This window comes from Bacillus sp. FJAT-18017 (assembly GCF_001278805.1).
In the GTDB taxonomy this organism is placed as follows: domain Bacteria; phylum Bacillota; class Bacilli; order Bacillales; family Cytobacillaceae; genus Bacillus_D.
The window spans coordinates 4,027,211-4,048,924 of sequence record NZ_CP012602.1 but is presented as its reverse complement, the minus strand read 5'-3'; the positions used below and the strand labels follow the sequence as shown (position 1 = coordinate 4,048,924).

General features: G+C 41.7%; 19 protein-coding genes. 18 read left to right on the top strand and 1 reads right to left on the bottom strand.

Annotated features, from left to right (window positions below; all coding sequences use genetic code 11):
* Nucleotides 1–149: 149 nt before the first annotated feature.
* The gene (locus AM500_RS18735) at nt 150–1,217 is read right to left on the bottom strand and encodes a sulfite oxidase (protein ID WP_053600583.1); all 1,068 of its coding nucleotides are present in this window, start codon (nt 1,215–1,217) and stop codon (nt 150–152) included.
* Between the two features lie 138 nt (nt 1,218–1,355).
* On the opposite strand from AM500_RS18735, the gene AM500_RS18730 reads away from it, so the two are divergent.
* From AM500_RS18730 to AM500_RS18645, 18 genes are all read left to right on the top strand, one after another.
* A complete protein-coding gene (locus tag AM500_RS18730; protein WP_053600582.1) occupies nt 1,356–3,185 on the top strand; it encodes an alpha/beta hydrolase family protein in 1,830 nt (609 codons plus the stop codon).
* 263 nt (nt 3,186–3,448) lie between these two features.
* Nucleotides 3,449–4,828 (top strand): hypothetical protein, encoded by a 1,380-nt coding sequence (locus AM500_RS18725; RefSeq protein WP_053600581.1) that lies wholly within the window; start codon nt 3,449–3,451, stop codon nt 4,826–4,828.
* 13 nt (nt 4,829–4,841) lie between these two features.
* Entirely contained in the window at nt 4,842–5,798 is a 957-nt protein-coding gene (locus AM500_RS18720) for a phosphoglycerate dehydrogenase (protein ID WP_053600580.1), read from the top strand.
* Nucleotides 5,795–6,958, top strand: coding sequence for a M20 family metallopeptidase (locus tag AM500_RS18715; protein ID WP_053600579.1), 1,164 nt, complete (start codon nt 5,795–5,797; stop codon nt 6,956–6,958). Before AM500_RS18720 ends, AM500_RS18715 begins: the two co-directional genes overlap by 4 nt.
* A gap of 243 nt (nt 6,959–7,201) precedes the next feature.
* Complete coding sequence (locus AM500_RS18710) at nt 7,202–7,987, top strand: fumarylacetoacetate hydrolase family protein (protein WP_053600578.1); 786 nt, start codon at nt 7,202–7,204, stop codon at nt 7,985–7,987.
* 16 nt (nt 7,988–8,003) lie between these two features.
* Nucleotides 8,004–9,008, top strand: a complete 1,005-nt coding sequence (locus tag AM500_RS18705) for a Bug family tripartite tricarboxylate transporter substrate binding protein (protein ID WP_053600577.1) — start codon at nt 8,004–8,006, stop codon at nt 9,006–9,008.
* Nucleotides 9,009–9,073: 65 nt separating this feature from the next.
* Nucleotides 9,074–9,520, top strand: coding sequence for a tripartite tricarboxylate transporter TctB family protein (locus AM500_RS18700; protein ID WP_053600576.1), 447 nt, complete (start codon nt 9,074–9,076; stop codon nt 9,518–9,520).
* A 12-nt stretch (nt 9,521–9,532) separates the two neighbouring features.
* Nucleotides 9,533–11,038 carry a tripartite tricarboxylate transporter permease gene (locus AM500_RS18695; RefSeq protein ID WP_053600575.1) on the top strand — a complete coding sequence of 502 codons (1,506 nt, stop codon included), beginning with the start codon at nt 9,533–9,535 and terminating at the stop codon, nt 11,036–11,038.
* A gap of 11 nt (nt 11,039–11,049) precedes the next feature.
* On the top strand, nt 11,050–11,817 hold the full coding sequence (locus tag AM500_RS18690; protein ID WP_053600574.1) for an SDR family NAD(P)-dependent oxidoreductase: 768 nt from the start codon (nt 11,050–11,052) through the stop codon (nt 11,815–11,817).
* An 82-nt stretch (nt 11,818–11,899) separates the two neighbouring features.
* Entirely contained in the window at nt 11,900–12,223 is a 324-nt protein-coding gene (locus AM500_RS18685) for a DUF3870 domain-containing protein (RefSeq protein WP_053600573.1), read from the top strand.
* 117 nt (nt 12,224–12,340) lie between these two features.
* Nucleotides 12,341–13,318: an NAD(P)H-quinone oxidoreductase gene (locus tag AM500_RS18680; protein ID WP_053600572.1), complete on the top strand. Its 978-nt coding sequence runs from the start codon at nt 12,341–12,343 to the stop codon at nt 13,316–13,318.
* A 14-nt stretch (nt 13,319–13,332) separates the two neighbouring features.
* Entirely contained in the window at nt 13,333–14,421 is a 1,089-nt protein-coding gene (locus AM500_RS18675; RefSeq protein WP_053600571.1) for an amidohydrolase family protein, read from the top strand.
* 16 nt (nt 14,422–14,437) lie between these two features.
* Nucleotides 14,438–14,791 carry a Rieske (2Fe-2S) protein gene (locus AM500_RS18670; protein ID WP_053600570.1) on the top strand — a complete coding sequence of 118 codons (354 nt, stop codon included), beginning with the start codon at nt 14,438–14,440 and terminating at the stop codon, nt 14,789–14,791.
* Nucleotides 14,792–14,828: 37 nt separating this feature from the next.
* Nucleotides 14,829–15,872: an Ldh family oxidoreductase gene (locus AM500_RS18665; protein WP_053600569.1), complete on the top strand. Its 1,044-nt coding sequence runs from the start codon at nt 14,829–14,831 to the stop codon at nt 15,870–15,872.
* A 1,139-nt stretch (nt 15,873–17,011) separates the two neighbouring features.
* Nucleotides 17,012–17,722, top strand: a complete 711-nt coding sequence (locus tag AM500_RS18660) for an AAA family ATPase (RefSeq protein WP_053600568.1) — start codon at nt 17,012–17,014, stop codon at nt 17,720–17,722.
* Between the two features lie 64 nt (nt 17,723–17,786).
* Nucleotides 17,787–18,695: an ATP-dependent nuclease gene (locus AM500_RS18655; protein WP_053600567.1), complete on the top strand. Its 909-nt coding sequence runs from the start codon at nt 17,787–17,789 to the stop codon at nt 18,693–18,695.
* A 304-nt stretch (nt 18,696–18,999) separates the two neighbouring features.
* Nucleotides 19,000–20,529: an SIR2 family protein gene (locus tag AM500_RS18650; protein ID WP_053600566.1), complete on the top strand. Its 1,530-nt coding sequence runs from the start codon at nt 19,000–19,002 to the stop codon at nt 20,527–20,529.
* A 194-nt stretch (nt 20,530–20,723) separates the two neighbouring features.
* Nucleotides 20,724–21,497 carry a DUF6602 domain-containing protein gene (locus AM500_RS18645; RefSeq protein ID WP_053600565.1) on the top strand — a complete coding sequence of 258 codons (774 nt, stop codon included), beginning with the start codon at nt 20,724–20,726 and terminating at the stop codon, nt 21,495–21,497.
* Nucleotides 21,498–21,714 lie beyond the last annotated feature (217 nt).

The window sequence follows — 21,714 nt, the reverse complement described above, 5'->3', positions numbered from 1 at the left end:
TGTATCTACTGTAAACGTCTAAGCTGTATTAGATTCATAGCATGCAAATGGGAATCAAAACGTTACTTTCATCATGAATAATAGGTAATGTAAGCTCAAACATTTCATTTATGCCCATCGACATAGCCAATTGTTTCTGGAAGAGAAGGCTATTCTACCTTAACCTTAATTTTATCAACGGCATTATACCCATAACCCTTCCTGTTCCAAAAAGGGTTAGCTGGCTGGGTCCGGCCATATGAATCTGTGGCTTTTGACTGAATCACATATTCACCTTTGTTCGCTGCATTCCATTCATAAGACCAGGATTGCCAGCCATACCCTTCATTTCTAGCGGGCTCTAATGTTACAGTCAGCCAGTTGCTCCCGCCGTCTACACTTATTTCCACCTTAGAAATAAAGCCGTTACCTGTCCAGGCAATCCCTTTAATCAAATGTTTCCCAGTATTTAAGATTTGCATATCCAAAGGCTTTTGAATAGTCGAGTTCACATTGATTTCCCTAACAGGAAAGGCATCTTTATTATTTTCTCTGTTAGGGTAATACATATAATCGATTACCTGAAAGGGACCAGTAAAATTAGAATCGATCACCCGGATTTGTTTGATCCATTTCACGGATGCCATTCCATACCATTGTGGAACAATCAGTCTCAAAGGATAACCATGCTTGAATGGAATCGGTTTGTTGTTGTATTCATATGCAATGATGGTGTCAGGGTGGAGCGCCTTCTCTAAAGGCAAACTTCTAGCATAGGGGAAAACATCGTCTAAATCAGTTCTTTCTCCAAAATCATAACCTTCAAAAACAACTTCTCTCGCTCCTTCTCTTATTCCAGAACGTTCAAGCAGGAAGCGTAATGGTACGCCCTTCCAAATACCCTGACTTATCGCTCCTTTTTCAAATTGTTCTCCAAATACTTTAGGTTTGAAAAACCTTCGTTTGTCGCCTGAACATTCAAGTACAACGTGTAATGTTTTTGAAGGCATTTGAAGAATGTCCTGCATGGATAGGACTGTTGGCTTTGTTACACTCCCGTTAATTGGAAGCCAATAATTTGAGTAAGTAAGAGCTGGATAAGAAAAGTGGTTCCTCCTATAAAATAATTTATTCGGCACAAAGTCAGTATCGATAAATTGAATTGGTGTTTCCTGATTTTCGGGGAACAAACTTCGTGTAAGTAAATATGGTTTTACGTTAGGTTTTGAAGTGTCCATAACTTCCTCCTAATTAGAAAGGTTCATAAAGTATGTTTATGAACAATGGAATCTAATTAGGTGTTAAATTCTTGACTGGCCTTAAAGGGTTTTCAGCTGAATTATAGAATTATTCTATAAAAAGGGAGGAATGTGGCTATGACAAAAGAGAGCAAGGCAACTGAAACAAGACGGTATACGCTCGAACAGTTTTATGGTTCGGAATCGATAGCGGGCAATTTTATTTCTTTTGATGGAAAGAAGATATTGTTTTCAGGGGATAAAACCGGCATCTATAATGCGTATTATGTTTCGACTGAAGACGGAACACGGACTCAGCTTACGCATTCCGAAGAAGATGCAGTGCAAGTTGCGTCCTTTTTTTCGGAAGATGACCGCTTCTTATTCTTAAGTGATAAAGGCGGGAATGAACTCTTACATATCTATGTGCAAGATGAAAATGGGGAAACGGTGGACCTGACTCCAGGAGAGCAGGAGCGGGCACAATTTTATCATTGGAGTAAAGATGGAAAGAGCTTTTTCTACGGTTCCAATAAACGGAACCCTGGGTTTATGGATGTATATGAAATGGATATTGCCAACTTTGAATCAACGTGTATTTTTACAAACGGTGAAGGGTATGAATTCGGGTCTGTTTCTCCTAACAAACGCTTTATTTCACTTGGGAAAGTAACCAATGCGAATGATTCAAATGTGTACATTTTTGATCGTGAAACAGAGAACTTCACCCATGTCACTCCGCATGATGGAGACGTTCAGAACATTCCTCAAAGGTTTAGCGGGAACTCCGAGAGCCTTTATTACTTAACGGATGAAAATGATGAGTTCCTTTATTTGAAAAAATATCATATTGAATCTGAAACTACAGAGGAATTTATCAGGGAGAAATGGGATATCGTTACCTCCCATATCTCGAAACAGGGCAACTATCTGGTTTATAGTGTGAATGCTGATGCAAGAACAGTGGTTAAGGTGTTGAATGTAAATTCCGGACAGTATCTGAATCTGCCAGAGCTGCACGGCGGGCAAATCATTGATTTAAAGTTTTCAGCTGATGAGGAAGTGATCTCTTTCTTGTTTAGCAGCCCGACTTCACCAACCAATTTATATACTTATACTCCTGAAACAGCTGAACTGAAAAAGCTCACAGAGACCCTGAATCCCGAAATCAACCAAGCTGATTTAACGGACGCAAAGGTGATCCGATATCCATCCTTTGACGGGCTTAAGATTCCAGCAATCTATTACAAACCAAGTGTAAAAGCCGGTGAGAAAGCTCCTGCTCTTGTATATGTTCACGGCGGTCCGGGCGGGCAATCGCGAACCGATTATAACCCGTTGTTCCAGTATCTTGCCAATCATGGATATGCTGTCCTGGCAGTGAACAACCGCGGCAGCTCGGGATATGGGAAAACTTTCTTTAGCGCAGCCGACCTGAAGCATGGGGAAATTGATCTGGAGGATTGCATCCAGGCGAAAGGCTTTTTGAAAAACCAACCTGAAATCGATGACGAAAAAATCGGCATCATCGGAGGAAGTTATGGCGGATATATGGTCCTGGCCGCATTGGCATTCAGGCCAGACGAGTTTAAGGCAGGTGTTGACATTTTTGGAGTATCCAACTGGGAACGCACACTGAAAAGCATTCCAGCCTGGTGGGAAAGCTTCCGCGATGCACTTTATAAAAAACTCGGAAACCCATACACCCAAACAGACTACATCCGAAGCATATCTCCATTATTCCATGCCGACAAGATTAACAAACCCCTCATTGTCCTGCAGGGAGCCAATGATCCGCGTGTGCTTCAAGTGGAATCCGACGAAATTGTTCAAGCCCTCAAAACGAACAATATTCCGGTAGAGTACATCGTCTTTCCGGATGAGGGGCATGGCTTCATGAAAAAGGAAAACCGGATAAAAGGATATGGGGCTGTACTTGAATTTCTGGACCAATATTTAAAACAATAAAAAAGTTACCGTTCCGATTTGAGGTGCCAAACGGGCTAGTGTGAATTCACTAGCCTATTTTGTTCGAGATTCATATCGAAAAATAAAAGAGCCAAAAAATAATTTTGCTAATTAATTGAAATATTCTCAATACTTTATTACAATGAGAGAAATCTATTTGGGTTTTTTCGGGGGAGACTCTTATAAAGTCTCGTCATGAAGCAAAAACTCAGTTCCACGCCTGTGGACTGAGTTTTTTTATTTGCAGTAGAAAGGAGTATAAAGTGAATACATCCATCGAGAAGAAATTCTCAGGAGTTGAAGCACGACAGGGACTGTTGATTAGTTTTCTTGCTTTTGGTTATGTCCTTCTTGAGGTATTTCCTGTTGGAACCGTAAAAGTAGTTGTTTCCCTTGTTATTATCGGGGTGATTTTTTTGGTACTTCCACGGACACAAGGGTCTCTCATGATAATAAGCTTTACACTGTTAATCATTGGGATAATTTTTATGACCATGAACCAGGCATCAATAGAGGAGTGGCTGAATGCGGCGAGGATTAACCTTACCCTTGTGGCCATCTTCCTTTTCACTCCCCTACTTGGCATACCGGTCCGAACAGGAGGATATATCGAAAGCTTGAAGATGGTCGTATCAAAAGGAATGAACAATCCGAACTACTTTTTTGCCGGCAGCAGTTTATTAACCCATTTCTTGGGTGTTGTCTTAAACATAGGATCGATTTCGATTGTCTATGAAATTTCAAAAGCATCGAATATCAATAATAATAGGCTTGTAGCAGCAGGCATCAACAGGGGATTTGTCAGCGCTATATTCTGGTCACCCTATTTTTCAGCAATGGCCCTTATCCTAAGCAGTTTTCCAATCAAGTGGGGGGATATCCTCATCTATTCCCTTGGACTGAGCTTTATTGCAATATTGTTAAGCTACGTATGCGAGCAGCCATATAAAATTAAGCTGGTTCCACCAAGGGAGCGCATTCATGAAGATGCAGAAATGAGAAAGGCAAAGAAGAAAGTGGGAGAACTTTTTTTCCTTTTGTTCTTGATGGTGTCCGGAGTTCTAATCGTTGAAAAAATGACCTCTTTGAATATGACACTCATTATCTGCTTGATTTCAGCTTTTTTACCGATATCGTGGTGCCTGTTAAAAGGGGAAAGGGAAAGCTACAGGCAGGAATTCAAGACTCATATATTTGTAGGGATTCCAAGAATGAAAAAGGAAATTGTCCTGTTTTTAATCTCAGGCTTTTTTAGCGGTGCTTTCGTCAAAACAGGTTGGAGCGTTCATATTATTGATGGGTTAAACGCTGTCTCCGCGCACATGGACCTGATGATCGCTTATATCATTACTATATCAATCGTCTCAATGTCGATCATGGGTCTTCATCCGATAGTCCTTGTAACGATTTTGGCAACGAGCATCGATCCTTTGAAACTTGGATACTCCTATGAGTTTTTTGCAATCCTGCTTCTGTCCGGCTGGGGAATCTCAAACACGATAAGCCCAGCAACAACTGTTAACAACCTTCTTTCTGCCCTTTTAAAAGAAGATTTGTTAAAAGTATCTGTCCGCTGGAACCTGCTATTTGTCATGTTCATGCTGCTGATCATTCCGATTTACTTAAAGCTTGTCGGTATATAAAGGAGGATTACGAATGTATAAAGTTGTTTCATCATCCCCGACATTCGGGAAATATTCAAAAAAACCAGTTGAAATGCTGGAACGCGAAGGATGCACCGTTACCATTCTTGACGGGTCAATCGCAAATAATGAAGAAAAATTAGCTGAAGCGCTGATTGATGCAGACGCGTTAATAGTCGGTATTGAGAAAATTACGAAAAAAGTACTGGAGCGGGCAAAAGGGCTAAAGGTCATTGCCAAGCATGGGGCCGGAGTGGATAATATCGATCTGATGGCCGCTAAAGATAACGGGATTACAATCGCCTTTGCACCAGGGGCCAACCGCCATGCAGTCGCTGACCTCGCTTTCGGTCTTCTTCTTTCCCTCGCAAGGGAAATTCCGGAATCTTATTCAAAAGTGAAGGAAGGTTCCTGGCCAAGGGTGGTCGGAGTAGAATTATACGGGAAGACATTTGGGGTTATCGGTACAGGAAGAATTGGGAAGGAAGCGATCAGGCGGGCACGAGGCTTTGATATGAAAATCCTGGCCCTCGACCCATACCAGGATCCAGAACTGATCCAGTCTGGTGTGAAATATGTAGACTGGGATACGTTGCTAAAGGAATCGGATTTCATAACCATACATACTGACCTTAATGAACAATCCAGAAATATGTTTAACGAAGAAGCTTTTAAAAAAATGAAAAAAACCGCCTGCCTTGTTAATACTGCAAGAGGTGGAATCATAGACGAAAAGGCTCTTTACGATGCTTTAAAAGAAGGAGAGATTTCAGGAGCAGCTCTTGATGTATTTGAGAACGAGCCAGTGGGAAGTTCGCCGCTTCTTTCCCTTCCAAATTTTATTGGAACTCCGCACATGGCCGGTTATACAGTTGATGCCCTTGAGGAGGTTGGGATGATTACTGCCAGGAACATCCTGAATGTCCTGAACGGAGAAAAGGCAGAGCATGAGTGGAAGGTGCCGGTATGAACCTGGAGGAAGTCAGGCAGGAAATTCAATCGAAAGAAGCAAGCTCCATCAGCCTTTTGAAATGCTTTGTTGAGATTGAGAGCTTTTCCTATGATAAAGAAGGAGTAGACAGACTCAGTTCGGAAATACAAAAGACGTTCGGCGTTTTTCCGGTCCAGATGGAAGTCATTCAAGAAGAAAAATACGGAAACCATTTAAAGGTGAGTTGGGGAGAAGGGAATCAGCAAATAACCGTCTTGTCCCACCTGGACACCGTATATCCTCGCGGAACTCTCGTCAAAATGCCTTTTCAGGTGGATGAAACAAAAGTATACGGCCCTGGTGTTTATGACATGAAAGCCTCCTATGTGATGATGTACCACGTGTTCACGTTGCTTAAGGAGAAGGGGGACTTTCCGCCCGGTGTAAAAATTGTCTGGCTCCTGACTTCTGACGAGGAAATTGGAAGTCCAAACGGGAAGCAGTATGTGATTGAAGAGGCGAAAAAAAGCCTGGCAGTCCTGGTTCTGGAGCCGCCAACAGAAGACGGCTCATTAAAAACGGCAAGAAAGGGCGGCGGCAGGTTCACGGTTGCAGTAAAGGGCATATCCGCTCATGCAGGTGTTAACCCTGGGGACGGGGCAAATGCGATCGAGGAACTGTGCCGGCAGATAGTGTATATTTCCGGACTTGCAGACCCTGTTCAGGGAACGACCATCAATACCGGTGAAATAAAGGGAGGCACACTATTCAATGTCGTCCCTGAATATGGAGCTGCTGAAATCGATGTCAGGGTGGGAAATAGGGAAGAGGCTGTAAGGATAGAAGAAGCATTAAGGAATCTTTCACCTGTAAATCCGAGAACTCAGTTAAAAGTTACAGGAGGTATTTACCGTCCTCCGATGGAAAGGGGGGAGGAAACTGAAAAACTCTTTTACTTGGCAAAAAAACTGGGAGAACAGTTGGGCATCAACCTGACGGAAGCTTCGACCGGAGGCGGGTCTGACGGGAATTTTGCTGCAAGCACAGGGGTTCCGGTACTTGATGGACTGGGAGTTTTCGGAGGCTTTGCCCATTCTCCGGATGAGTTCCTTCGAAAGATTAGCATCGCTGAACGGACAGCGCTGCTTTATGGAATCCTCTTATCCCTTGTAAAAAATGAATCTAATAATCCGACATAATACTCCTAAAATCAACAATCTTTGAGTATTAATACTATTTGCACGTTGACAATGTCTTTTATTGCGTGATAAAATTCAGATTATTAGGAATTTAGTAATATGTTCAGCTGAATATCTATTGGGGGACTACCAAAAGTAGATTCTCAATAAGTAGGTATAACTCAGCGGCATGCAAACCAGGAGTAGGGTTTGTTTGTCTTTGAGTTTTTTTGTTGAAGTTTTTAGAAGGATGGGGGAAATCACATGAAATTTGTACGGTTTTTAGAAAGCGATTCCATTTCTTATGGGCTGCTGGAAGGGGAAGACATCGTTAAGGTTAACGGAAACATATTTGAAAACTACAAAGTGACTTCGGAAAGGCTTCCTGTATCACAGGTCAAACTTCTTGCTCCTTTGCAGCCCGGAAAACTTGTGGCGATTGGCCTGAATTACAAAAAGCATGCTGAAGAGGTGAACAAACCGCTTCCGGCAGAGCCGATGATGTTCCTCGTTTCACCTACTGCAGTCGTTGGCCCTGATGATGAAATTAAGCTGGCCAATCCTGAAAACAGGACAGAACATGAAGCAGAAATAGCAATTGTAATTGGCAAAACGGCTGAGTACGTAAGTAAAGAAGAAGCGCTTCAATATGTATTCGGTTACACTGTTTGCAATGATGTCTCGGATCGTGTACTGCAAAAGAGAGATGGCCAGTTTACTAGAGCAAAAAGCTTTTCAACCTATAAACCATTAGGCCCAGTCATTGCAACGGATGTAGATCCTGACAACTGCCCTATTTCCTTAAGGGTGAATGGGGAAACAAGGCAGGATTCCAATACGAGTGACATGATTTTTTCAACAGCAGAAATTGTCTCATTCGTTTCCCATGTCATGAGGCTGGAACCGGGAGATGTTATTATCACTGGAACTTCGTCCGGTGTCTCTCCTCTATATGATGGGGATGTTGTCGAAACAGAAATAAAAGGGATTGGAATTCTTTCAAATCCTGTCACTGTAAAAAACAAGATTGCCGCAGAAAGTACATTTTAATAAAGGGGATATGTTTATGAAAAAGAGAAAGCTATTTCTTCCATTCGCAGCAGCCCTCCTGGCATTTGGATTAGCCGGCTGCAGCTCCGATAATGCCAGCGGGGAAACAGGCGGCCAAGGGAAAAAATCCAATTATCCAAATAGAGCGATTCAGATGATTGTTCCGTTCGCTCCAGGCGGAACAACTGACAGTGCAGCAAGGGCACTTGCCACGGTTGCTAACAAATACCTTCCTAACGGACAAACTGTCGCCATCGTCAACAAAGATGGGGGAGCAGGAACAATCGGAATGAACGATGTGGCCCAGGCAAAAGGAGACGGCTATACAATTGGAATGGCCACGTCAGGACCGCTCACAATCAAAACTCACTCCAAGGAAGTAGCGTACAAACCAGCCGACTTCAAGCCGATTATTCAGGTTGTTGCAACTCCAAATGTGCTGGTGGTCAAATCGGATTCACCGATTAAGACATTCGAGGACTGGATGGAGTACGTAAAGAAGAATCCAAACAAGTTCACATACGGAACAAGCGGCGCGGGGTTAACCCAGCACATTACAATGGAAAACCTGACGAGCAAGACTGACATAAAGGTCAAACATGTTCCGTTTAAGGGTGGGGCGCCTGCTCTTACCGCACTCCTTGGAGGCAATATCGAGGGAGCCCTCGTACAGACACCGGAAGCAATCCCGCATGTCGAGGAAGGAACTCTTCGCCCAATTTGGATTTCTGGTACATTCAAGCCTGAAGAACTGAACGATGTTCCGCTATTGACTGAAAAAGACATTGATGTTCAGGCAGATGTCTGGACAGGGCTCGTTGCCCCTTCAGAGGTTCCCGATGATCTAGTGAAAGTACTTCACGATGCATTCAAGAAAGCACTCGAAGATCAAACTGCAATCGAACAGCTAAAAAAGATTGGTGCGGAACCAGTCTATAAAAGCCCGGAAGAATTCCAGGAAATCATTAATAATGACTACAAAGAAAATGGAAAAGTCCTTGAAGCAATTGGGTTGAATTAGAACTAAAGAAAGGGCTGGCGGTCACCCGTCCGGCCCTCCACCATCATTTACAGAGGGGTGACACTATGCAGAAGGCGGGCTGTTGGGCAGCTGTCATTACGATAATTTTTTCATCGGTTTTTTTATACCAAAGCACCAAGGTCGATTATGAGGGACCACTCGGGTTCGGGCCTGGATTTTTCCCTTTTTGGCTGAGCATTCTGCTCCTCGTGCTTTCGGTCCTTTACTTGGTCATTAGTTTAAAAGAAGAAATGCATCTCAGTGAGCTTATACCCAAAGGTAAAGAAAGACTGGATTTTTGGATGATTCTCCTGTCAATGGCACTGTTCATCCTTCTTTTGGAAAGAACAGGGTTTGTCATCGCCGGGGCGCTTTGCCTTATCCTGCTTATGTACCGAACGTTCAAGTGGTATTGGACGATTTCATTGTCGGTTGGAATCTCGCTGTTTATTTTTGTCATCTTTGCAAAAGCACTGGCGATCCCATTGCCGGTCAATTCACTTGGGTGGTAAAGGGAGTGTAGCATGGAAACATTTGACTTATTGCTGAATGGTTTTGCCCAGGCAATGACCTGGCAGAACCTGTTGTATTGTATCCTTGGGGTAACCGTGGGGATGTTTGTAGGAGTCATGCCGGGCCTTGGTCCAGTTGCAGGTACTGCAATTCTCATTCCACTTACATACGGGATGGAACCAACTTCCGCTATCATCATGCTTTCCGGTATCTATTACGGAGCAATGTACGGGGGAACAATTACATCCGTTCTGATCAACATACCAGGTGAGGCTGCAAGTGTCATCACCACGATTGACGGACATCAGCTTGCCAAACAGGGGAGGGCGGGTGTTGCGCTTGGAGTCGCGGCCATCGGGTCATTTATAGGCGGCATTACCGCCCTTCTTGGACTTGCCTTTTTGGGTCCTCCTCTGGCTGAATTTGCATTAAGATTTGGGCCTCCGGAGTTTTTCGCCCTGATGATACTTGGCCTGATGATGCTTGTCGGGCTGATGGGGAAGTCGCTTGTCAAAGGGTTAATAGCTGCTATTTTCGGGCTTCTGCTCTCGTTTGTCGGGATTGATCCAATTTCAGGAAGCACACGTTTCACGTTTGGACAGCCGGAGTTTTTCGGCGGTATTGATTTTGTTATTGTAGCCATGGGCCTTTTTGGGATATCTGAAATTCTTTATAACTCGGGTCAGCAGCATAAAGCGGATAAACCCGCAGCAGTAAAAGGTCTGTTCCCGCGCCGTGACGAATGGAATCCTACTATGAAGGCAATAGGGAGAGGTACAGGTCTCGGATTTTTAATCGGGCTTGTGCCAGGAGCAAACGCCGTCCTCTCATCCCTTGCTTCGTATTCTCTGGAAAAGAAAGTTTCGAAAAACCCAGACTCATTCGGCAAGGGAGCTCTCGAAGGAGTTGCAGGGCCCGAAACTGCCAACAATGCAACAAGCGGCAGCTCTCTCATCCCGCTGTTCACCCTTGGCCTTCCAAGTTCACCAACTGTTGCCGTCATTCTCGGGGCCTTTATCATGCACGGCCTTCAGCCAGGGCCTAAGCTGTTCAGGGAAAATGCCGACTTTGCCTGGGCAGTCATTGCTAGTATGTTTATCGGCAACATTATATTGCTAATTATGAATCTGCCGCTTGCAAACCTTTGGGGCAAAGTTGCTCAGGTTCCGTATAAAATTCTGCTTCCTCTCATTATGATGTTTACGATGGTAGGAGCCTATACAGTAAAAAACAGCGTCTTTGACATTGGCCTTATGCTGGTATTCGGGGTTATCGGATATTTTATGAAAAAACTCGAACTGCCAATAGCTGCAACGGTGCTGACGCTTGTACTTGGAAGCCAGATTGAGTCATCGCTCCTGCAGTCCCTTGCGATATCCAATGGAAGCGCCAGTATCTTCTTTACAAGGCCGATTTCAGCTGTGCTTATTGTTGTGACGGGGCTAATCCTTGTTGGCACCATTCTTGCGGGATTCAAAAACAAGAAAGATATTCTTGGAACGGATATTGAAATATAGGAGAGATTTCTTTGAAGCTGAAAGGAAAAGTGGCCCTGATTACAGGCTCAGCGCGAGGCCTCGGGTTCAGCATGGCAGCCGATCTGCTGAAAGAAGGAGCAAGCGTTGTTATAAACGATATAGATGAAGAAACTGTTAGGGATGCAGTGGAAACTTTAAGTAACGAAGGCCATGACGTGAATGGTTTTGCAGCGAATGTTGCAAATAAGGATCAGGTTGTTTCGATGATTGAATATGTGGCCGATACTTATGGGAGACTCGATATTCTTGTCAATAATGCGGGCGGTGCTCTCAGGACACCTAAAAGATTAGAGGATATTATGGAGGAACATTGGGACCTCGTCCTTGATGTCAATTTGAAAGGTACTTTTCTGGTATCCCAGGCAGCCATACCAGCGATGCAGAAAAATGGCGGCGGCAGCATTATCAACCTTGCAAGCATTGGGGGCAGGACTGCCAGTATTGTAACAGGAGTCTCGTATGCAGCTGCAAAAGCGGGAGTCATTGGGTTTACAAGGCGGCTTGCCATGGAAGTTGGAAATGCTGGAATCCGGGTGAATGCTATAGCACCAGGTCTTGTCATTTCAGGGGATCGTCTGAAAGAGACGTGGGAAAATATGCCTGATGGGGAACAAAGCGAGGTACTTGGAGCAATTCCTCTTGGGCGTCTTGGCACGAATCAGGAGCTGGCCAGGGCCGTTACATTCCTGGCTAGCGACGACTCCGCTTATATGACCGGTGCAGTACTCGATATAAATGGCGGGCGGTTCATGGGCTAGGATTGAAATCGGTTGAAGAACTCTCTGTTTTAAGATTATAATATAATTTGAATATAATAATTTTTTAGACAGAGGGGTTCCTATGAAGACAGATGATACGATCCTAGTCACAGGATTTGCACAAGGCCCAAAAGGGACGACCGTTTATGAAACGTACAAGACCATCGGTGTCGTACTTGTCATCAATACAAAGACGGGTGTGATTGAAGATGCACAGTTTACCGTTCTGACTGACTTGATGGACACGTATATCAGTTCATTAGTCAGGGGCTATGACACGAAAGACGGTATTGCCCCGCTTCTGGAAAAGGTTAAAAAACATTGTCTCGTACCATCCCAGGGTGCGGTTGTTCAAGCCATTCGCTCAGCATGGGACAGGTACCAGGAATCAAGAATAAAAGTATAAGTCTGGTTATCTATGGGGGCAGACCAAAATTTGTCTCAAAGTAGTAGATAAAACCCAGTAACAAGAGAGGACCTCTCTTTGTTGCTGGGTTTTTTTCATATAAGGATGTGTAAATGAATGAAAGCTATATTTGTGGATGACGATACGAAACAATTATATATCGATAATAGTGAGGAGCCAGTGGCCGGTGAGGATGAACTGCTTATAAGAGTAAACGCAGCCGCATTGAACCGTGCAGACCTGCTTCAGAAAATAGGGAAATACCCTCCCCCGCCTGGTGAATCGGAAATAATCGGCCTTGAAGTTTCCGGTGTTGTAGAAGAGGCTGGAAAGAACGTTAAAGAGTTCCAGGCAGGTGATCGAGTATGCGCCCTTCTTGCAGGCGGCGGATATGCCGAGAAAGTGAAAGTTTCAGCGGGTTTATGTATTCCTATACCTGAAAAGCTGGATTTCATCGAGGCGGCAGCCATACCGGAAGCGTTCCTGACTGCATACCTGAATTTGTTCGATATGGCAAAAATGAAAGAAGGAGATATTGTCCTGATTCATGCCGCTGCAAGCGGCGTCGGCACTGCTGCCATCCAGCTTGCAATCGCGGCAGGAGCAACTCCAATTGCAACAGCCGGAAGTGAGGAGAAATTAGAGTTTTGCAGAACACTTGGTGCTCGGCACCTTATCAATTATAAAGAAGAAGATTTTTCTGAAAGAGTCGAGGAGATTACGAGTGGCCGTGGGGTCGATATTATTCTCGATCCGGTCGGGGCATCTTACTTCCAAAAAAATCTCAGTTCAATTGCTCTTGACGGCCGCTGGGTAGTTATCGGCGGAATGGGAGGCTATGACGTCGAAAATGTTCCGCTCCGCTCTCTTATGAGAAAAAGAGCCTCTCTGATTGGTTCCACACTCAGGTCAAGAAGCGTTGCAGATAAATCAAGATTGACCAGACAATTTAAAGAATTTGCGCTTTCACGCTTTAGTGACGGGAGCCTATTGCCAGTGGTGGATAAAGTCTTCAATTGGCGGGAAGCCAATGAAGCCCATCAGTACATGGAACAAAACAAAAACAAAGGGAAAATTGTCCTTAAGGTAGATTAAAAGGAGGATAAACGATGAGTATCGAGGTAAAAGAAAATTCCAGCAACCAGCCTGTAAAAAAAGTTCAAGGCATTATTGATACGGATGTACATCATGAAATCAAATCAACAAGGGACCTGCTTCCATACATGTCCGAGCACTGGCAACGGTACATAAGGGATTATGGGTGGGTTCCGGAAAGAAGCATTCCGTTTAACCAAATCCGGAAAGAAACGAAGTACAGGATGGACACGAGGCCAAGTGACGGGTCGACACCAGGGAGCGATTACAACCTGCTGAAGAAACAGCTCCTTGATCAGCACAACATGACATATGCCGTACTCACAGGCTGGTTTTATGAGGCAAGTGTTGCAAAAGGGTGGTATGAATTTGCAGCAGCCCGTGCCTCTGCCTATAACGACTATACGATTGAACACTGGCTTTCAAAAGATAAGCGGCTGCTCGGAAGCATTACGATTCCTCAGGATCCAGTTGCTGCCGTAAGGGAAATCGAGCGGGTTGCTTCCCACCCGCAAATGGTACAGGTAATGTTGCCAATCTCGGATTTTGCCTGGGGAGACCCGATGTATCATCCGATTTTTGAAGCGGCAAACCGGCACGGGTTAAAGGTTGCCATGCACTTATCCGCATCGATTACTGCCCAGGGAGGAGACTTCCTCCGCTATTATGTGGCATGGAGATCCGTCCATCCCCAATCCTATATGACACAGACCATCTCGCTAATCACAAACGGGGTATTCGACAAATTCCCTGACCTCCAAGTGGCGCTCGTTGAAGGAGGTTTCGAGTGGGTGCCGTTCATGATGCACAGGATGGATTCAGCGTATAAGGCGCTAAGGGCAGAAACTCCTTGGGTCAAACGGATGCCAAGCGACTATTTCCGTGACAACATGAGGTTCACGACCCAACCGTGGGATGACCTGACTCCGAAGCAGTTTTTAAACGTAATCGACATGATGGGTTCGGAAGACATGATTATGTACGCATCCGACTATCCGCACTGGGACTTCGATGCACCTGAAAGGACGGTCCCGGCAGGAGTGCCGGAAACGCTTAAGAATAAAATACTATTCGAAAACGCCCGCAACTTTTATAGGCTGTAAGGAAGGGGTGAAGAGAGTGAAACATCAGGTTTGTACAATTGGGGAATTGCAGCAATTCCAGAAGGTGCCGGTCCAGGTCAATGGAAAGGCTGTCGTCGTAGTCCGATCTGAAGATGGAGGTGTGTATGCACTCCGTGACGTTTGCCCGCATAAAGGGCCTTGCCTATCCGACGGAATGCTGGACAAAGGATGTACATCCAATGAAGTCGGAGAGTATATTTTTGAAAAAGAAAAAGAAGTCCTGAGATGCCCGTGGCACAGCTGGGAGTTTGATATTAAGACAGGGAAATCTATATTCGCTCCAGAGAAAGTAAAGGTCAAAACATACGAAGTAACCGTTGAGGACGAAAAGGTGTATATCAAAATGTAACCCGGTATGTAACTTCATAGAGAAAGAAGGATGCTTAATGGAATTTCAGATTTCCAGTTTGCGGAAGTTTTCTAATAGGATATTAGTAAAGGCAGGTGTACCTAAACAAGAGGCAGAACTCATAACAGCGACCATGATTGAAGCAGACGCAAGAGGGATTCATAGCCATGGGCTAATGAGGCTTCCGATTTACATCGAGCGCATCCAAAAAGGGTACATCAAAAAAGAAGCCGAAATCAAGGTGGAAAAAGACAACAAAGGGGTAGCTGTGATTGATGGCCAGTTCTCGGCGGGCCAGGTGGTTGCGACAAGGGCAATGGACCTGGCAATTGAAAAGGCCGGGGAATACGGGATTGGAGCCGTCTCAGTCAAAAACTCCAATCATTTCGGGATTGCGGCCCACTATGCATTGAACGCAGCCAGCAAAAACATGATTGCAATCGTCATGAGCAATACCGCTCCACTTATGCCGCCAACCGGCGGAGCCGAGAAGGTGCTCGGAAACAACCCGCTGGCTATTGCCGCTCCTTCAAACGGAAAGAACCCAGTCCTGCTTGATATGGCTTTATCAAATGTGGCCCTTGGAAAAATCATTTATGCAAAGAACAACGGAGTTTCGATTCCGGAAGGCTGGGGAGCAGACCATGAAGGAAAGCCGACAACCGATGCATCCGCTGTCCTCGATGGAGGTTTTGTCCTTCCAGTCGGAGGCCCTAAAGGGTTCGGTCTCGCCCTCATGGTGGAGCTATTGACCGGCGTACTTTCTGGCGGCGATTTCTCGAAAATGATACCGAGCATGTATGACACCACACAAAAGCAATCCATTTCGCATCTGATGATTGCGATTGACATTGCTTCCTTCATGGATGTCGACAGATTCAAGGAATTAAGCCACACATTGGGGAACTACGTGAAAAACGCAGCCAAAGCTCCTGGCGTTGAGGAACTGTACCTCCCAGGTGAAATCGAATTTGCAATAGAAGAAAAACGTTTGAGCTCCGGAATCCCAGTTTCAGAGGGGGTAGTATCCGATCTGAACCAACTTGCAAATTCAATGGATGAGACGCCTTTGGTGCAATAGTGACGGTTTGCTATGTACTAGCTTAGTCAATGGGATAAGCTAATGCTTTGGTAACGCAACTACCTGTAAGTTGGATCAACTAATAAGTTCTATATAAAAAAATATATGCAGCTCCCATCTTGTTAAAGGTGGGGGCTATTTGACTTTTAGCTTACCACTGTTTTCTCCAACACTGAGAATCATTAGGGGAAATGAGGGAAGATTATCCCGAGGCCTAATCGGCGATTGGAGTAAAATTTAAAACATGGTTAGAGAGCAGAAAGCTGGAGGAGAGTTTGATTATTCAAGTTTTAAACTAAATGTATCCAACATTTGTTTTCAACTGCATATTGAGCGTGATAGTTTTCTATGATAATTAAACATTCATTAATAAATGATTACGGCCACAGGTTTTTACCACCTCCGCCATCTTTTTTACCACTCTGTGACAAAGAGTTGACCAACCCCTGCCAACCTTTTTACCAAAATGCATTAAGATCAACAGAAATAGCGTTTACCCAAGTGTCCGCCACCATTGACTTTACTCTTGTCGGTGTAGTGGTATGAATGCGGGTTTGTTAAAATAAAAGCCTAGAGGCTCAATTAACTAATGGTAACACGGACAAATCGATTCTAAGTAGCCGCTGGTGGGGCCCCGTCCCCTTCCACCGATTTCTAAGAATCGGAGGTCAAAGTCAATGGCAAGCAGCTACGCTGTGGCTCTTTTGCTGTCACGGGGTGTAGGCTATATACGAAACCGGATTACATGAATATATAAACCACTTACTAGTTCAGGAGTACTGGTAAGTGGCTTGGCGTTTGGTGGTAAATTCTCTGTCATTCAGTGGTACAAACTATGTCAAAAGTGGTACATTTGGGTGGCCGTAATCAATAAACACTCAGGCTTTTAAGCGTGAGTGTTTTGTTTTCTTTATTTAATAGATTTCCATATACTCCTTACTATCCAGGCAATACACTATTCCAAACTCCAATTCACTTAGCTTCTAACATCTAAAGGCGATATAATGCAGATTTAGGTTTTTTATACTTTTTGATTATAAATGTGAATGTGAAAATCCGAAAAAATTTCTACAAAATTATTGGTTTAAATTTCCTCCCATGATAATATTTGTTAATATTATGTTAGGAGGTGTCGATCTATGAGATTAAAAAGATTGATAGTAAATAATTTTAGGGGGTTAAAGGGTGAAGAAAATATTATTGATTTCGAGGGTTCGGATATCATATTTTTAATTGGTAAAAATAACTTTGGTAAATCTACTTTTTTAGATGCATACAACTTTTTCGTTGAACCCAAGATGAAGTCCACAATTGAAGATTTTTATAATAAGAACACCAACATTCCAATTGAAATTATGGGCGTATTTTTGATAGAAGACAGTGATTCCAAAGATAAATCACTAAGTAAAGATGATCCCGAATGGATTAATAAATGGGTAGACAAGAGCGACGGAACGGTAAAAATAAAAAAGGTTTGGAATAACGTTGATAATGAAGGAAAGAAACAAACTTATAACCCTGATACGCATTGCTATGTTGATGGTGGATTTGGAGGCTTTGATACTTTGCTTAAGAAGTATGCCCCTACGGCCATCCCTATTAATGCTGTTACTACTGCAGAAGAACTAGAAAAACAAATTAATGACATCATTACCAAAAAACATATAAAGAAACTAGAGAGTGATTACTCAGAGAAATACAATAAAATTATTATTAGCTTAAATGAACTTAAAGACGACATCTCAAAATCTAGCGATATAAATAACATTAACACAAAAATGAATATGTTTTTTTCAGAAGTATTTCCAGATTTAAGATTGCAAATTTATTCAATTCCTGATTCGTGTTGATATTACTAAAACATTAAAAGCTACCCATGGGGTTAGTGTTAAGGATAAACAAATTCTTGAAGAAATGTATGACCTCAAAAAAAATGGGCATGGGGTTATGAGACAAGCTTTCTTTAGTTTTCTTTCTACATTGGAGAGGGATTTGGAAAGAAAAAGGAAAGAATATCTAATTTTATTTGAAGAACCGGAACTATACTTACATCCTGAAGCGGTTTTTTCACTAAGAGAGCAACTTTACAAACTAGCCCAGGACAGCCCTTTTCAGGTTTTATGTGCCACTCACTCACCTTTAATGATTGATACTGCAAAGCCTCATTCATCATTAGTTAGATTAACAAAGGGAGAAAACAAGCAAACCAAAACCTATCAAGTGAAATTTGACCTTTACGAAGATGAGGATAAAAACTTCTTACAAATGATTAATCGTTTTAATCCTCATATTTGTGAATGTTTCTTTGCCGATGAAGTAGTATTAGTGGAAGGAGATACTGAAGCGGTAATATTTCGTGATCTGATAGATAGATTTTATTCAAAAATGAAAGATGTTTTTGTTTTAAATACCGGTTCGAAAGCTAACATGGTGTTTTACCAAAAAATCCTTACTCATTTTGGTATTAAACATGTAGTAGTCCATGATGTTGATTCCAAAACTTATGAAACCTCCGGTGGGGGATTAAAAACAAATGCTATGTGGACTTTTAATCAGAGGATTTGGGACCAAATAATAGTATCGAATAATTTATATCCTGAGATAGCAAGAAGATATACCCATAATATAAATTTTGAAACTGCGCATCAATACAAAGAAAATAAATCAAAAGGCAAACCTTTAAGTGCTTTCGAGTTTGCGCAAAGCATAACTCTTGAGTCAAACCTTCCCTGTATTGAATTTTTAAATGACCTTTTTGGCGAGGGGAATATTAATCACTCACAAGAACAAATTGAATTACTTACAGAAGAATTAGTATATTAAATAAAAGAAATTTTAATCATCCTGATTCATAAATCAAGATGATTTTTTTTGCAAATACTATGGGAATCTAATAGTCACACAGGATATACGGAAACCCAGAACATCTCGCTGAATGAGGTAAATCTGAAGGTGTGGCTGTTTTTGAAAAATTACCGCCAGTTGAAATCGATTGTTTGTGAAAATTAATAGAATAGAATACTCCAATCAAAAACGGCTGGTGTGTTTTCATTGTAAATCGAAAAATTCAGAAAGTTGTGTTATATTGTGAGAACTATGTAAAATTATTAGAAGGGGGACTTGGAAGTTGCCTACATTATCACTTTTCTTTGGTGCTGGAGCTGAAATTGGATATGGGCTACCATCTGGCGGGAAGTTCGCTTTAGAAATATTTAGAGTTTCAAACGAAGAAGATAAAGAAGCATTTAGGGAGCAAATTCAAAACATTGACCCGCGGTCTCAAATTGCTTCTCAGTGGCTTCCAGATAATTACGGTGGCAAAAGACTAAATGTATTTGGGAAAGGTGAATTCGAGGGACTTATTGCTTCTAGTCTAGAAAATAGAAGAAGCTATATTCTTAACTACCTTGACAACTTCGATAGTAATGTTGCGAATCTATTGCATCATTGGAAAGTAAGTGAAACCGTTGTTAGGGAAAAATTCACTTCTGAAACTGAGGAGCAAATTGGGGATATGACTTATAACCAAGTCATACGGATAAATGAAAAGTTAGCTTCCCGAGTTCCGCTGTTTGAATCAGATTATTTTTCAGCATTTTTAAGGTTATTAGAAAAACACCCTACAGATCGTTTTTTAAAACGGATCGTTAGAGCTTATCTTGAGTTGCTTGTTGGTGCGATTGGGCAGAGTTTAGTATCCCAATTAAATGAAGAATTATTTACTGCAGCACCTGATGAATTAAGTGTATTTGACGATTTGTCTGGGATTTTTTCTTTAAATTATCAGGGTGTTGGTCAAACAGGCATGGAGATAGTAATTGAAGAAAATCCTATTCATATTGACGAAAATACAGATAGTCTAACTGTATTTAGGGAGTTAGGGAGAACAATTTTAGAAGAGATATATTGCCAGGCAATGGACTACCAAGCGTTAATCGACAGTCATTTCCGCTACTTATATAATCCGAAATCACATTGGGCAAAGTTTACTCGTATTGCCATTTTCCTACATACGGTCCAGCGTTATATTACCAATCATGTAAAAGTTGATGAATTAAAGATCACAGAAGGTCCAGGGTACTACCATGACTTGTTAAATCTATTAGAACATTTCAATTTAAAGGCAATTGGGACGACAAATTACAATAATTTTGTTCAACGTGTAATTGCTGGAACAGAAATAGAAGAAATTCCAGTATATCATTTAAACGGGAGTGTCAAAGAGTTTTATGATCCATATAAGAATGCTATTTTGACAGAACCCTCAGTTGAAGAAAGACAGGGCCGGATACTTGTACCATTCATATTTACACAAAGTGGTGTTAAGCCATTAACATCGGTGGATATGTCACGTAAATACGTTGAGTTATACGACCACTTTGTTCAATCAGATGGTGTGTGCGTTATCGGTTATGGTTTTAATGGAGATGATGGTCATATCAATGGAATGTTTAGAAGTTTAGTAGAAAAAGAAAATAAACGACTTTTTATTTTTCATTACAAAAGTGATAATCGAACGGAGCAGCAATTAGCAAGATATTATCAGCAGAAATTACGGGTAAATTCCTCTGCAAACATTCGAGTGTTTTTAGTGGATCATAGTCGTATTGCAAATAGCCATATATGGTATGATATTTTAACTAATGAACTAGAATAAACATTTTTTAATTATTATTAACGCTACTGCTCCAATAAGAATTCTGTTGAATTGCAAAGTTCTTTTATTTTACTAAATGTAACAGAAATTTTACCTCGTTAGAGTATCAAGAGATTTAAGAAAGTCAATATAGATAAAATGTGAGATTAGAATATAGAAAGTTTTACATTCAATTTAGAGGAGATGGAAAATAAGTGAGACCAAGCTCTTTTGAATACCAAAAATCCATATCAATTGAATTTAATGCCACTAAAAACAGAATAAGATATTTAATCGGTTCTTCACATTGGGGTGAAGATGGTAGGTACAAAGAAATGATTTTATTGAATTTTTTAAAAAGGTTTCTTCCAAATAACGTTGCCGTAGGAACCGGCTTCGTAAAAGATGGAGATAATATCTCCACTCAAATTGATATTATTATTTATAACCCTTCTTATCCTCTTTACTTTAAAGAAAATGATTTTGTGATTGTTCAACCTAATAGTGTCTTGGGGATCATAGAAGTAAAATCAAATCCTGGGAAAGATAAAATTGCCGAAGCTATTAAAAAAGCTAGTGTGATAGGAGAAATAATTGGAAAAGATTTAATTTTTAATGGAATATTTATTTTTGGTGAAGCAAACAACAATATCAGAAATTTAAATTCATTAAAAAATCCGGGAGAAGGAAAATTAAAAGAGGCTCTTTTTGAAGCCTTATTAAAAGAGAATGGGGTAAATCATATTGTTTCTAACGATGGGGTTTTTATCAAGAAGTGGGACAGAGAAAAAGAATTTAGATGTTATGAAATAGATGAATTAGCTACTAGTTATTTTTTTTCGAATGTATTGGATATGATAAATGATAGAATTGAGCTATATAATATTACTACCTCAATGTACGAACATCTTTATCCAATTCCACATGGAAAAGAGAATTTTAAAACTTGGGAAATTGGTATTAATGATACAAACTTTATATTCTATTAGGAGAAAAAGTACACGGATGTATCACTTTTTTATTATATGGCCAATATATTTTTATGCAACGTAGAATGGCGGAAAAATATTATATTTTATATTATAAAGTAAATCCCAATACTAATTAGTTTGGAATTTACATCTCTTAATGCACATTTCACCGTTATGATTCCATGCCAAGCCCATATTGAGTTGTCCAATGTAGCACTTTCAACAAATGGTTGCA